This is a genomic window from Neisseria sp. P0009.S007 (assembly GCF_051962515.1).
On sequence record NZ_JBQCVF010000870.1, the window covers coordinates 1 to 482 of the forward strand.

General features: G+C 52.3%; 1 protein-coding gene. It reads right to left on the bottom strand.

Features of this window, described 5'->3' with window-relative positions; genetic code table 11:
- Positions 1-113: 113 nt before the first annotated feature.
- Positions 114-482: aminotransferase class III-fold pyridoxal phosphate-dependent enzyme (locus ACTHS3_RS16855; protein ID WP_440368622.1), on the bottom strand; the 369-nt coding region annotated here is incomplete at its 5' end.

Sequence of the window (482 nt, forward strand, 5' to 3'; positions counted from 1 at the left end):
GTTTTCATACTGGTCTCAGGCAAGAATCCAAGAGTTTGAACACTTTTATGAATAAGAAAGGTCAGCGGATTGGGATTTGAAGTGCAATAACCTTAGCTTATTATCTTGCTAGGTTAGGCTGTCCACTCTTTTAACGCCGCTTCAAAACGTTTCAAGCCTTCGGCCATGTCTTCATCGTTCAGCAGCAGGCTGGGGGCGAAGCGCACGACATTGGCGCCGGCAACCAGTACCATCAAACCGTGTTTCAAAGCGGCGGCGGTAATTTCCGATGCCTTGCCTGCGTATTCGTCTGCCAATACGCAGCCGAGCAGCAGGCCCATGCCGCGGACTTCTTTAAATACGCCGGTTTTCACGCCCAATTCACGCAAGGCCGTCTGAAGTTTTTGGCCTTGTTGCTGAACGTATGCCAATGTTTCGGGCGCATTGATGGTGTCAAACGCACGGCTGCCGACCGCGCACGCCATCGGATTGCCGCCGAAGGT